The sequence below is a fragment of the Desulfoconvexum algidum genome, assembly GCF_055382125.1.
Genome location: NZ_AP042394.1, coordinates 6,409,504 through 6,422,777 on the forward strand (window position 1 = coordinate 6,409,504; position 13,274 = coordinate 6,422,777).

A 13,274-nucleotide genomic window follows, 5' to 3' on the forward strand; every position below is an offset into this window, starting at 1 on the left:
CGATCCTGCTGGTTCTGGCAATGCTCGGTTCCCTAGGGTTTGGTCGGGTTAACATCCCCTTTGCCACGGTATTGAAAATATTATGTTCCACCATCTTTCCCCTGGATCAGGACTGGTCTGCCACCGCCTATTCCGTGGTCATGGATGTGAGGCTGCCCAGAATTCTGGCAGGGGTTCTCGTGGGAGCGGCCCTTTCCATTTCCGGGGCATCCTTCCAGGGGGTATTCCAGAACCCTCTGGTCAGCCCCCACATCCTGGGGGTGGCAGCGGGGGCGGGATTTGGCGCGGGCCTTGCCATTTTACTATTTGACAATCTTTTAATCATCCATCTGGTCTCCTTTTTATTCGGCCTTGCCTCGGTGGGCATGACCTATGCCCTGTCACGGGTTTACAAAACCACCCCCATTCTCATGCTGGTGCTTTCCGGCATTGTGGTGGGCTCACTTTTTTCCGCTCTGACCTCATTTTTAAAATATATTGCCGATCCCATGAACAAAATGCCGGCCATTGTTTTCTGGCTCCTGGGCTCCTTGAACCATGTCTCCTCCAAGGACCTTTTGATCACCGCCCCGATTTTCATCGCCTGCATAAGCGCCCTGCTCATGGTCCGGTGGCAGATCAACCTGCTGGCCATGGGAGAAGAAGATGCACGCTCCCTGGGGGTCAACACAGAAACCCTGAAAACCCTGATCATTATATCTGCCACCATTGCCACGGCATCGGCGGTGTGTATCAGCGGGATCATCGGCTGGATCGGCATCATGATTCCCCATATCGGCCGCCTCATCGTCGGCCCCGACCACAAATATCTGCTGCCCATCTCCATGCTCATCGGCGCCGCCTATCTGGTAACCGTGGATACCATTGCAAGGACAGCCCTTGTTACCGAAATTCCCATTGGTATTTTAACCGCCATTGTCGGGGCCCCTGTGTTTGCCTTCTTGCTTAAAAAAACCCAGAAAACAGGGTGAAAGATGACCGGCCGCATCAAGATTGAAAATCTTTCCTTCGGGTTTACAACCCAAGATCCAATTTTTTCACACATCAGTTTTAATTTGGACCCAGGAGAGGTCTTTTGCCTGCTCGGGCCCAATGGCTCGGGAAAATCCACCCTGCTCAAGTGTATAGCCCAACTATTGTCCTCTCCCACCGGAAGGGTACTTCTGGACTCGGAGAATCTGGGGCAATTGCCTTCGGGAAAAATTGCCAAACTGCTGGGGTTCGTCCCCCAGAGCCTTGTGTCCGCCTTCCCCTTTACCGTGGCGGATATCGTGGTCATGGGACGGGCCTCCCGGATCGGTATGACCGCTTCCCCCTCCAAAACCGACCAGCACCATTCAAGGGCTGCCATGGAAAAACTGGGCATTGCCCACCTGGCCCAAAGGCCCTGTAACCGCCTGTCGGGCGGGGAGTGGCAGATGGTGCTCATTGCAAGGGCCCTGACCCAGTCGCCCAGGGTGCTGCTGTTGGACGAACCCACCTCCCACCTGGATCTGGGCAACCAGATCAAAATTCTGGAAATAGTGGACAGCCTGTCAAAAGAAGGCATGACCATTATCATGGCCTCCCATTTTCCCGACCATGCTTTTTTATCGGCCCACAAGATGGGAATTCTTAAAAACAAATCATTGCAGGGGGTGGGCGCTCCAGACCGGGTATTGACCCAGGCACTCCTGGAGGAAACCTATGGTACCCCCATACGAGTTTTCAGTATCGGTGACGGTGTTGATCGAAAAATCTGTGTTCCCCTTTTAAAAAACGCCGCCCCCCATTTACCTAAACCAACAAAGGACAACGAATGGAAAAACTGACACATTGGCAGACCCTATGGGAACAGCTTTCAGCGATTCAATCCCAGGCCTTTGCCCGAAAAAAATCAAACCAGACAAATGGTCAGGAGGGCCAGGAGGAAGACCAACCAGAAAATCAATCGGAGGATTTCTGGAAACACAAGGCCCGACAATTTGACAAGATGGTGGAGGACCGCTGGTCCAAGCCGGATTTCTCCAGGGATTTTATTATTCAAAAATTACGAAAAAATCCCGGTTCCACCCTCCTGGACATAGGGGCGGGCACGGGCAAATGGTCCGTCCTGGCCTCTCCCCAAGCCGCAAAGGTGACGGCGCTTGAGCCCTCTTTGGCCATGCAGCAGGTGTTAAGGGAAAAAATTCAAGCGGAAAAAATCACCAACATCGACATTGTCACCGGCACCTGGCCGAAAGAACCCATGGCCCCCCACGATTATGTACTGGCCTCCCATTCCATGTACGGGGTAAAAGAGTTTGAAACCTTTGTGAATAAAATGATAGCCACCGCCACCAAGGGGTGCATCATGGTGTTGAGAGCTCCCTTTGCCGATGCCATCATGGCAAAAGCCGCCACAAGAGTGTTTGGACAGCCCTATGACAGCCCCAATTTCCAGATTGCCTATAATATTCTGCTGGCAATGGACATTTACCCCGATGTGATCATGGAAGCCGACGGATCATGGCCCGGCTGGGAGAACGACAATTTTGAAGCCGCCCTGGCTGAGCTGAAAAACCGGCTGGACCTTGGGAAGGAGACCCAACATGACCTCTTTCTTACAAGTCTGCTCAAAGAGAATCTCATTTATGAGAAAGACCGGGTGGTATGGCCCGCCGGCAACCGCTCTGCCCTGGTCTATTGGGAGGTATGATGAACCCCACTCGCCTTGTCACCCCCCTGGGGATTTTTTTGATAATTTTGTGTGTCTCCGGGTGTAATTTTTCAGACAAACCACCCCAGGCAACCCTCACCATCACCGATCAGCTGGGCCGGCAGGTAACAGTTCCCAAACATCCCCGGCATATTGCGGCCCTCCACCATTTTGGGGGAAAAATTGTCTATGCCCTGAACCAACAAAACCTGCTGGTGGAGCGCGGCATCTACGGAAGGGAGGCCATGGCCAGAAACAAAATTGACCCCGCCTTTGCCGCCCTTCCCAACCTGATACAAGGCCATGGCTTCAATGTAGAAGGATTGGTCAGCCTCAACCCGGAAATTATTTTTTCCTATGCCTCCATGAACACATCTGAAATGAAACAGTTTGAAAATGCCGGTATCCCGGTGGTGGCAGTAAAGGGGGAAAGCTTTGAAGAAAGTTTTGACGCCATCCGGTTGATGGCCACTATCCTCAGGTGCGAAGCTCAGGGAGATGCCTATATCACGGCCTGTAAAAATCTTCTGAAAATGGTGGAAAAAAGATTAACAGGCCAGGTAACCGCCCCCATCAAGGTGATGTTTGCAGGACCCAAAGGCATGTATTCCGTGGCCACGGGCAACATGCTTCAAACGAGAATACTGGAATTGTCCGGTGCGGTCAATGTGGCAAAAGAATTATCCGGGTTCTGGGTAGATGTCTCTCCCGAACAGATAGCCAACTGGAATCCCGATGTTATTTTCCTGGGGTCCTACTTTAATGCCGACGACCGGGAAAAAATTTATACCAATCCCCAATTTGCCACCATCAATGCCATCAAAAAAAGGGCCATCCATCCCTTTCCTTCGAATGTCGGATGGTGGGATTATCCGGCGCCCCATTGCGTGATCGGGGTGGTCTGGTCTGCCAAAACCCTTTATCCGGACCTTTTTGTGGACATTGACATGACCGAACTGGCCAATGAATTTTATAAAAATTTTTCAGGGTTCTCCTTTGAAGCACTGGGAGGCCAACTGGCACCATGAAAAAATGGGGACTCATACTCGTGGTTTTCCTGGTGGCCCTGTTCTTTTGTCTGTGCACCGGGCGCTACCCGATCCACCCTTCTCATGTGGTGGGGTTGCTTTTATCAGGCCTAGGGATTGAAACTGCCCGTTTCACCGCCCCCCGGGAAATGATGATGATTTTCTGGAACATCCGGGTTCCCAGAATCTTGTTGAGCGTTTTGATCGGCGCAGGGATCTCAACGGCCGGAGCGGTCTTTCAGGCACTGTTCAGAAATCCACTGGCAGCCCCGGATATCCTGGGGGTGACGGCAGGGGCATCCTTTGGTGCGGCAACGGCCATCCTGTTCTTGGCGCCCCTGGCATGGGTGATTCACACCAGCGCCTTTATCGTCGGCATTACCGCAGTAACCCTGGCCTATCTTCTGGCCTCTTGGAGCCGGGACCATTCGCCTTCGGTTCTGGTTATCTCGGGGATTGTCATCTCGGCCATCTTCCAGGCAGGGCTTTCTTTTATCATGTATATTGCCAACCCCTATGATCAGCTGTCCCAGATCATCTTCTGGACCATGGGCAGTTTTAATACCGCCTCCTGGGTCAAGGTCCAGATAACCCTGCCCATCCTGGTCCCCGGTATCCTGTTGATGATCCTTTTTTCCTGGCGCCTCAACCTCATGACCCAGGAAGAAGAAGATGTTCTGTCCATGGGCATCCCTGTTTTGCGGTGGCGCATCTTCTATGTTCTGGTCTCCACCCTCATGGTGGCCTGTTCTGTAGCGTCGGTGGGATCCGTGGCCTGGATCGGCCTCATCGTCCCCCACATTGCCCGTTACCTGGCAGGGCCAGAGCATGGCAAACTCATACCGGTCACAGCGGTTCTGGGGGGCATCTTTCTCATGGTCATGGACACATTTGCCAGAAGTGTCATGCTGTCTGAAATTCCCATCAGCATCGTGACCTCCATTTTTGGCGCCCCCTTTTTGGGGTACCTGGTCATCAGCACCGGCAAAGAGAGGTTTGGCAATGACACTTAGGGTGGAAAATCTTAGGGCAGGATATGGCAACACCCTGGTGATCGATCAGATCAATCTTAGGGTAAAACCGGGAACCATCTGCGGCCTCATGGGCCGGAACGGTTCTGGAAAAACCACCCTGCTGCGCTGTATCAACGGAGTGCTGCCCCCTAAAAAAGGAAAAATTTTTCTCCTGGATGAGGAAATTTCCCGGCTGAACCGCAGCCAGATCTCCCAGCGGATCGGCCTGGTTCCCCAGGTACATTTTTCCCCCTTTTCTTTTTCCTGCATGGACATGGTGCTCATGGCCTGTGCCGCCAGAATAAATCCCTGGCACACCCCGGGTAAACGCGACCGCCAAAAGGCCCTGGCGGTGATGGCGGAAACCGGTATCGATCACATGGCCAAGCGCGCCTATAATTCCCTGTCCGGGGGAGAGCGGCAACTGGTCATGCTGGCCCGGGGACTGTTCCAGGAAACCCCCATCCTTTTGCTGGACGAACCCAACGCCCACCTTGACTTTGCCAACCAGCATAAGGTCATGGCCTTGATGCAGACCCTGGTAAAACAAAAGAATCTTACGGTGCTCATCACCCTCCATGACCCCAATCTGGTTCATTATTATTGCGATGAGGTGATTCTGCTCCATGAGGGCAGCGTGATAGCATCAGGACCGCCCCCCCCCCACCCTGACAGACCCGGTACTGGCCAAGGTGCTGGGCGACAATATTCAAACCGATATCACCCGAAAGGGGCTGTTGGTAATTACCCCGAAACTTATTCCCTCCATAAAAAATTTAGAGGAGACCCCATGAAGTGTAACTATTGTGAACGCCGCTGTGACCTGACCAAAACCAACGGCTTTTGCGGGATGTACAAGGAAGAAAAGGGCGCGGTTGTGGAACGATATCCAAACAGATGGTGCACCTATTTCGCCTCCCGGGTGGAGTCGGTCCCCTTCTACCATGCCTACCCCGGATCACGGTCCATGATCATCGGGACGGGGGGCTGTAATTTCAGGTGCTCGTACTGCTCCAATGGATTTATTGCCTGCCAGAACCCGGACAATATCCAGGAAATCATGTATGAGTTTGCCCCGGAAAAGCTGGTGGCCATGGCCCAGAAACTGGGATGCCATAACATCGTCTTCAATGTGAACGAACCGACCGTGTCCCTGCCAAGTCTTGCCCGGGTCAAAGAATATGCCCAAAAAGCAGATCTTCCCATGGGATGCCTGACCAACGGGTATACCACCCAAGAGGCCACACGAATGATGGCGGACATTTTTTCCTTTGTCCATGTGGGACTCAAGGGATTTTCAAATAACTTTTATCAACGCTATGTGGGAATAGACGATATGGCCCCCATTCTTCGCAATATTGAAACCTTTTCAAAGCGCTGCCATCTGGAAATTGCGTCGCCTGTGATAGAAGATGTCAATGACCATGAACTCCATGAAATTGCCCAGTTTATCCACGACATCAACCCCCAGATCCCCTGGCATGTATTCAGGCTTCTGCCCGAACATAATATGAAAGCCTCCCTCTACCCCAATATTGAACGGATGAGCCAGGCCCTGGAATCGGCAAGAATCCTTTTGCCCTATATCTATTTTCACAATTTTGTAGGGTCCGACTGGGTGAATACCCTTTGTCCCCACTGCAAAACCGATGTGATCAAGCGATTCAGCCTGGGGTGCTCTGGGGACCAGCTGGATGAATTTCTGGCCCCGGGCAACACCTGTCCTGCCTGCGGGGCAAAAATTGCCCTGCTGGGCACCAAGGTGGCCTGGAATGAGAAACAATACAAACCAGACAGCGGAGGACAAAAAATATGAGCTTGGCAATTGTTGATGCAAGGGAGTGGCAGAACCAGTTTGATCTTGAAACCGGCCAGAAAAGAAATGAAAACTCCCCCCTGGTCCAATTGGTCAGCAAAGTGCTCGGGGACAACCCCTATCCAGGAGATGTGGATGAACGTGCCAACGCCTGGGTCACCCGAACCGCATTGGACCTCATCGACGGCTACCAGCCGAATCTGGTCTGCCTGAGCTATGTTCAGCAGTTTTTTGCCAACCGGTATTTTGATCATTCAAAAGAGGCCCGGGACCAAATAAATCGGGCTGCCATGGCCGAGGCAGATCGCTTTGTTCAGGCGTCTGGATATACCCCGGTGATCGTCGGCACCGGCGACATGACACCCTTGATAGGAAATATTGATCTGTCCGGCCTGGACGGTCTCGCCATCTCCTCCAACTGGTCTGCCCGGTACTGCGGGATTCATTCTCCCAGCCAGCAGGACCTGGCATTCCTCCGTGCCATTGAGCCAATCGAGTTCATCGTCTCCAGAAAAGAGTGGATCCACTTGTTCCAATCCGAACAGCCGGACCTGGACCTTCCCCAGGATATGGATCTTATGCCGGATTTTCTCGTTGCGGCAAAACAGGGATATGCCTTTAAAACCATGGGCGCCACCCTGAGAAAACCGGTTAATCTGGCTGAAAATAATTTTAAAATCCCGGTCACCACCCCCCTGGGACAGGTCACTGACGTAAGAGATATCAAACACTTGATCCGCTCCCATCTTACCACCCACAAAATTGCCCTCATCCTGTTGGAAGGGGTTGGCCAGTCCTATTTTCCCGACAATTCTTTTTTGTGCAACAACGGCCCCAGCGGGTTCTGCAATGAACCCGGGGATGCCTTTTACCTGACCCTTTCCACGGGAAAACACCAGCCCTTTGCCTACCCAATGGGCTATCGCTATTTTGACGAGGATGCGGAAAATATAAAATTTCCCTTTTCAGGTTATATGAACCAGATTCCCCAGAACACTCTGGCCCTGGACTATCCGGGAAAAAGCATTGCCGTCGGCAATAGGAGCATGTTCATGCACCTGGTCTTTGGGGCGGATATCGGCATTGAATGCTTTGCCAGAAATCTGTTCAACCAGGGGTGCATGGGCGTTGTTCACACCACGGCCAAATATGACCCGTCCCCCAACCATAAACAATTCCAAGGATAAAAAAATGATCAAAAAAACCCTCGGGGCCTTTCTGGTAATGTTCCTGCTTGTCTGCATCCCCCTGGCAAACTGCAATGAAACCCCGGAAAACCAAAAAAAACAAACCCGGCTGGAAAAAATTACCGCCCTTGAACGACGAATTCAAGACTATCAGATCAACACCGCCTATCGAGACGACGCATATGGGCTTGCGGTAATAAAAGCCGGCCTGGAGTCCCTCAAGGAAGGGTCCGGCGGTATCGGGGCCTGTCTTGTGGACAGCACCACGGGCGAGGTCATCGAATATGGCCGGAACCGGCAGACCAGCGGCTATTTCAGAAGCGACCTCCACGGGGAAATGGACCTGCTCAACCGGTATGAAAACCGGATGAAAAAATCAACCAACGCCCAAGCACAAGAGAACCCCAGGGAGTGTAAAAACCTGGTGCTGGTCTCTTCAATGGAGCCCTGCCCCATGTGCCTGACCCGCATCATCAATGCCGGGATTAAAACCGTGCTCTATGTCACCGAGGACAAGGAGGGGGGCATGGTCACCAGAATGAACGATCTGCCGCCTTTCTGGCGGGAATTTGCAGCTGACAGGGAATTTAGAAAGGCTGACTGTTCGCCGGAACTGCAGCAGATTTCCCATGATATGTTCCATTTTTCCCAGAGAGATTTTGCGAAAAATCGGAAAAAATAACCCATGCCTGACCTTTGCCCTTACCCAAAAAAATATGCCAAGACGAATCGGATGAACCAGAATCAGGTGAATCAATGGTCTCTTGTTTTCTGGATCCTCCTGATCTTCATCGTGCCCCCCTGTTTTGCAGCGCCCTGTCCGCCTTTTTTTTTACGGACCGATACCAACCAGATCATCAACCCCATCTCCGGGGAAAATGCCGATCAGCCCTATTCAACCCGGCAGACCTGTGGTGCCTGCCATGATGTTGAAAAAATCAGTCAGGGATATCACTTTGTCATGGACTGGGACAAGGCCGATGATCATCGATTTAAGGACACACAGACGCCCTGGCTGATTTCAACCGGCCTGACCGGGGGGTTGACCCCGGTGGGGTTTTTCCTATTGGCCAAAAAAGAAAATACCTTTCCCGAGGAAATGGACCTGACATCCTTTAGTTTTATCAGCCGGTTTCCCAAGGCGTCCAAGGGATATCAGAAACCCGGCTGTGCCGGCTGCCACCCCGGAGGCGGAATGCTGGAACACGACAGGGACGGGTTTCGCTATGATCGAAGGCTTACCAAGAATCCCGGCCTGGCAGATACACTGGACGGGGATTATTACCAGAGCCGCTGGGACAAAACAGGGGTGATTGAACCGGACTGTTTTTTTTGCCATTCAAGCCGGTATCAGATGCAGACCCGGTTCCGCCAGTTAAAACAGCTGAACTTCAAATGGGCCGGGGTGGCTGCATCGGGCATCGGGCAGGTCACCGGACGGGTGGACAAGGGAGAGATCCCCAGAGTTCTTTACAACCGACGGCTGTTCAATCAAGACGGCAGCTTTGTCATGCCGGAAATGGTCTTTAAACCCAGGGCGGATAACTGTCTATTATGCCATGCCACCATCGACATGGGCAAAAGGGGAACCACCTGGAACGATCCCCTCAATCTGGATGTCCATCACCTGGCCGGATTGACCTGTATTGACTGCCATTTTGGCGATATCAATCATAATTTTGCCAAGGGAAATGCCGCGGCCAATACCGTAAGGGACGATCTGAACAATACCATGCGGTCCTGCCGGGACTGCCATACCACCGGCTACAAAGGGGCCACCAGAATGGTCCACCAAAAAATCCGTAAGAACCATCTGGACAAACTGTCCTGCGAAGCCTGCCACATCCCCCAATTGAACCGAAGCGCCATCGGGGCCATGTGCCTGAATACCGGACAATTTGGCAAGCATGGCCAGATCAACACCCACCGCTATGGTGAACCAGAAGCTTGGAAACCCGCCTATGTGATCCGAAAAAAAGAAAAGGATCAAATCGCCAGGATCACCCCGGTCAACCCCTTTTACGCCTCTTTGTTCACCAATCGAGAAACAAACGGCAACCATGTTCCCCTGTTCCTTTCCGAGGTAAAAACAGCCTATGCACAGTGCAAAGACCAGATGCACCAGAAAAAAACACCCTATGATTTCCATGACCCCCGGGACATAGTCCTCCTGCTCAACACCCTGACCCGAACCCTTTCAGACAACCGACGGTTTTCAACCATTGCCCCCTGTTTCCATGACGGTGACACCCTGTATCGTCTGGATGCCCGCGCCTCTCTCGTCCAGAAGCAAGACACCACCTGGGTCAGTAAAATTCCCTATTTCAGCATCAGCCACAATGTGGCCCCTGCTCACAAGGCCCTGGGTGCCAATGGATGCACCGACTGCCACGCCGAAGACGCCCACCTGTTTAACGGGCGGGTGGTCACCGATTATTTTGGCAACAAGGGCAATCCTGTGACCATTCCCATGGCCACGTTTTTGGGACTGCCCCCGGCCACACAAACATGGAACCACCTGTTTGGTCTCTACCTGAAAATTGCCCCGGGGCTCTTTCTTTCAGGGGGGGCATTGTTGATCCTGCTCATTGGATTCAACCTGTTTTTAAAAAAACCGATTCTACCGGGAGGGGTTGCCTTCCAGTCCCTGACCCTGATGGTTGCCTTTTTTCTGGGTCATTTGTTGATACTCAAAGACCTGGGAGGGGTCACAACTCTGTTTGCATCTGCCATGAAATTTTCGGACAGCCTGGGTCTGGTGTTCATCCTGGTCTCTTTCATTGGTATGGGAACTTTGATTCGAAAAAGAATCCGCAACAAAAAAATGTGGCGGATATTGCTGGCGCTTGGACTGATGATCGCTGTCACCGGGCTTGCGTTATGGCATCCCCCCTGGTCCACCATTGCACCCGGGCTATTTTTTCCCATGGCCCACGGCCTTCTGATACTTTTAATTGTCTGTGTTTTTCTGGGCCTTGTCCTGTTCAAAACAGACAAAATGCCTAGGCATAAAACCGTTTACCAACAGTTGTTACGGCCCGGTCCGACACGCGTTCAAACCCAATTCCGTGACCGGTAACCAGTTTTTTTCATCAAATTACAATAAAAAACAAACAAGATCGTAACCATTGCCTGGTAATTTTATCGGCGGATATGCAACTACGGGCTGAAAAAAAGCCCGGAAAACCAAATAAAAACATTCAATTCAGGAGCAAACAAATGAAGACGAGGGATATCTCAAGACGGCAGTTTTTTAAATTTTCAGGATCCGCCCTGGCAGGAACGCTTCTTTCCACGGGATTGGGTTCCACTGTTTTTGCACAGGCGGCTTCCCGGGATTTCGGCACCATAAAGTTCGGGGTGATATCCGATGCCCATCTGGATATCAAGGGAAAAAACGGCATGAAAATGAGTGCTGAAAGTGTGAACAGCGTCAAAAAAACCGTTGAAGGCTTGAACATGGAAGAGGATCTGTCCTTTGTGATGGTAACCGGAGATCTCCTGCTGGATGGGGAAAAGGAAAATGCCGCCCAGATAAAAGCCCTCCTGGACACCCTGGAATATCCCTATTTTGTCATCGCAGGAAACCATGATTATATCCCGGCAGACCCAAAAAAAAGACGGAAAAATTTTTCCTATCTCACCATTGATGATTTTGTTAAAACATTTAAGGGTCACGGATATGACACCCCCATGAAACGCTATTGGGCCCAGCAGATCAAACCCGGCCTTCGGGTCATCGGCCTGGATGCCTGTCTTCCCGAAGAACCGAAAAAATGGGGCGGTGTACTTCCTGAAGAACAACTCACCTGGCTGGACAAGCAACTCACCGACCACAAAGAGGAGCTGAACCTGATTATGATCCACCACAACCTGGTCCAATGGACGGCGGACGAGCTTGCCGGCGGCCCCAAACAATGGTTCACCATTGACAATGCACCAGCGGTAAGAGATCTGCTGGCCAAGCATTCCAAGGCGGCTCCCGTGATCATCTCGGGACATCGACACATCGGACTGAACTACAAAGAACTTGCCGGAGTCAATTACTTTGCCGTGCCCTCCATCAACTCCCATCCCATGCGATACACGCTTTTTGAGCTGACCCACCAATCCATTTCCTGGAAAACCCCCATGGTAGGACTGCCCGTAAAGGTCCACATGGAAGCCAGGGAAAATCTGCTCAATGCCGAGTGGTGGCGGGCAACCCAGTATAAAAATAGAAATTCATTCACAGACAACCAGGTGCTCTCCCTCTATGAAAACACCAGCATGGTCCTGGGTAAAAAAGAAATTAGTTAGGCCCGAAGTCCCCCTGGGCGATTGATTCGGTAACCCGGTTTCCAAGACCGATTTTTCTATTGGCCACAGGGGGGCTTTTCTGCAATTCGCCGGGCATGCCAAAGCATCCTATAGGCTGACGACTTATTGCTTAATCGCCCACTGTAAAAAACGCAAAGATACCGATGCAACCCTCTCTTTTACTTCATGCAAAAACATCAAACTGCCTTATATTTTAGAGATGAAAGATTAAATCTTGTTTAAAAATATTTATTGTAATTACCCGGCATCCCTGATAGCAATTTGAGTGTTACCCGATTTGTTATTTTTGTATGTTCAACAAAAAAAGAGACCAAGTTAAGCCATTTTTCGAGGGAATATTTTGTCGAATACGCATAAAGAAAAATCAATGATTCATTACAGATTATTAATCTTTCTTTATTCAGTTGTCATCATTTCAATTATTTCAGTAATATCCTGCACCCATCAAATAAACATGGTGACACCTGTCAAAACATGGCGGCGAACCAGTATCCTCATGATAGGGGACTCCATCACCGAGGGGGTACAGAGCAATCCTTCAGCCGAACCCTACACCACCGTTGCAGCAAAAGTATTGGGAAAAAAATTTACGGTCACTTCGGTCGGTTGCGGTGGGGCCACAACATGGGATTGGTCTTCGCTCGGCGGCGTAACACTTTGCAGCGGCCAGTTCTGGGACCAGAATGTCTATGAAGCTCGGGCTCGGCCGAATCTTCCCGCTGATGTGGTGACTGTCATGCTGGGAACCAACGATGCCACCGGTTTTTTTGAACCTGCACCGATTTCTCCAGATGAATACCGTGACAACCTCGCCAACCTTGTGACGAACCTGCTCAATGATGGTGCGGGACAAGTCATGCTGATGCCGCCACCCCCCATGTGTGAATCGACCAATGCAGATGTCATTATGCGTCTGGAAGCATATCGCACCATCGTGGGGGCCATGTGCAGCTCACGTAAGGGTGTGGTTTGTGGACCCGACGTCTACACCCTGTTGACGGAAGACGATTTCCAGGGCTGCGACGTACACCCGAACGGCCTGGGTCATCTGACCCTTGGTATTGCGGTCGCAAGGATGATCTTGGGGCAATGATGCCCTAAAAAATAGAATGAAGCATATCGGGCCAACCCATCCTTCTTTTTCCATATCCCTGATAGCCACGTACAATCCCCCCCACCACCCTTAACAGGGTTATCACATTTCCCTAATCACCTGCTCATAAAATTTATGTT

At 51.4% G+C, this 13,274-nt stretch carries 11 protein-coding genes; all 11 read left to right on the top strand.

Translation table 11 applies throughout. From position 1 onward, the window contains the following. The first annotated feature begins 8 nt into the window (after positions 1-8). Positions 9-971 carry a FecCD family ABC transporter permease gene (locus tag ACZ45G_RS28825; protein ID WP_464180047.1) on the top strand — a complete coding sequence of 321 codons (963 nt, stop codon included), beginning with the start codon at positions 9-11 and terminating at the stop codon, positions 969-971. A gap of 3 nt (positions 972-974) precedes the next feature. Beyond that, positions 975-1,811, top strand: a complete 837-nt coding sequence (locus ACZ45G_RS28830; RefSeq protein ID WP_464174046.1) for an ABC transporter ATP-binding protein — start codon at positions 975-977, stop codon at positions 1,809-1,811. After that, positions 1,799-2,677: a class I SAM-dependent methyltransferase gene (locus ACZ45G_RS28835; protein ID WP_464174047.1), complete on the top strand. Its 879-nt coding sequence runs from the start codon at positions 1,799-1,801 to the stop codon at positions 2,675-2,677. Before ACZ45G_RS28830 ends, ACZ45G_RS28835 begins: the two co-directional genes overlap by 13 nt. Continuing rightward, positions 2,674-3,705 carry an ABC transporter substrate-binding protein gene (locus tag ACZ45G_RS28840; protein WP_464174049.1) on the top strand — a complete coding sequence of 344 codons (1,032 nt, stop codon included), beginning with the start codon at positions 2,674-2,676 and terminating at the stop codon, positions 3,703-3,705. Before ACZ45G_RS28835 ends, ACZ45G_RS28840 begins: the two co-directional genes overlap by 4 nt. After that, positions 3,702-4,718: a FecCD family ABC transporter permease gene (locus ACZ45G_RS28845; protein WP_464174050.1), complete on the top strand. Its 1,017-nt coding sequence runs from the start codon at positions 3,702-3,704 to the stop codon at positions 4,716-4,718. The genes ACZ45G_RS28840 and ACZ45G_RS28845 overlap by 4 nt, the downstream gene beginning before the upstream one ends. After that, on the top strand, positions 4,708-6,534 hold the full coding sequence (locus tag ACZ45G_RS28850; protein ID WP_464174051.1) for an ATP-binding cassette domain-containing protein: 1,827 nt from the start codon (positions 4,708-4,710) through the stop codon (positions 6,532-6,534). Before ACZ45G_RS28845 ends, ACZ45G_RS28850 begins: the two co-directional genes overlap by 11 nt. Beyond that, on the top strand, positions 6,531-7,721 hold the full coding sequence (locus ACZ45G_RS28855) for a hypothetical protein (protein WP_464174052.1): 1,191 nt from the start codon (positions 6,531-6,533) through the stop codon (positions 7,719-7,721). Before ACZ45G_RS28850 ends, ACZ45G_RS28855 begins: the two co-directional genes overlap by 4 nt. A 4-nt stretch (positions 7,722-7,725) precedes the next feature. Beyond that, positions 7,726-8,403 carry a nucleoside deaminase gene (locus tag ACZ45G_RS28860; protein ID WP_464174053.1) on the top strand — a complete coding sequence of 226 codons (678 nt, stop codon included), beginning with the start codon at positions 7,726-7,728 and terminating at the stop codon, positions 8,401-8,403. A 3-nt stretch (positions 8,404-8,406) separates the two neighbouring features. Beyond that, positions 8,407-10,800, top strand: coding sequence for a multiheme c-type cytochrome (locus tag ACZ45G_RS28865; RefSeq protein ID WP_464174054.1), 2,394 nt, complete (start codon positions 8,407-8,409; stop codon positions 10,798-10,800). A gap of 140 nt (positions 10,801-10,940) precedes the next feature. Beyond that, a complete protein-coding gene (locus tag ACZ45G_RS28870; protein WP_464174055.1) occupies positions 10,941-12,020 on the top strand; it encodes a metallophosphoesterase family protein in 1,080 nt (359 codons plus the stop codon). Positions 12,021-12,381: 361 nt separating this feature from the next. Then, a complete protein-coding gene (locus ACZ45G_RS28875; RefSeq protein WP_464174056.1) occupies positions 12,382-13,134 on the top strand; it encodes an SGNH/GDSL hydrolase family protein in 753 nt (250 codons plus the stop codon). Positions 13,135-13,274 lie beyond the last annotated feature (140 nt).

Excerpts from the sequence above, each read along its gene's own strand:
- ACZ45G_RS28865 (WP_464174054.1), top strand. The coding sequence starts at position 8,407 with ATGCCTGACCTTTGCCCTTACCCAAAAAAATATGCCAAGACGAATCGG.
- ACZ45G_RS28845 (WP_464174050.1), top strand. The coding sequence starts at position 3,702 with ATGAAAAAATGGGGACTCATACTCGTGGTTTTCCTGGTGGCCCTGTTC.
- ACZ45G_RS28860 (WP_464174053.1), top strand. The coding sequence starts at position 7,726 with ATGATCAAAAAAACCCTCGGGGCCTTTCTGGTAATGTTCCTGCTTGTC.
- ACZ45G_RS28835 (WP_464174047.1), top strand. The coding sequence starts at position 1,799 with ATGGAAAAACTGACACATTGGCAGACCCTATGGGAACAGCTTTCAGCG.
- ACZ45G_RS28850 (WP_464174051.1), top strand. The coding sequence starts at position 4,708 with ATGACACTTAGGGTGGAAAATCTTAGGGCAGGATATGGCAACACCCTG.
- ACZ45G_RS28830 (WP_464174046.1), top strand. The coding sequence starts at position 975 with ATGACCGGCCGCATCAAGATTGAAAATCTTTCCTTCGGGTTTACAACC.
- ACZ45G_RS28855 (WP_464174052.1), top strand. The coding sequence starts at position 6,531 with ATGAGCTTGGCAATTGTTGATGCAAGGGAGTGGCAGAACCAGTTTGAT.
- ACZ45G_RS28840 (WP_464174049.1), top strand. The coding sequence starts at position 2,674 with ATGATGAACCCCACTCGCCTTGTCACCCCCCTGGGGATTTTTTTGATA.
- ACZ45G_RS28870 (WP_464174055.1), top strand. The coding sequence starts at position 10,941 with ATGAAGACGAGGGATATCTCAAGACGGCAGTTTTTTAAATTTTCAGGA.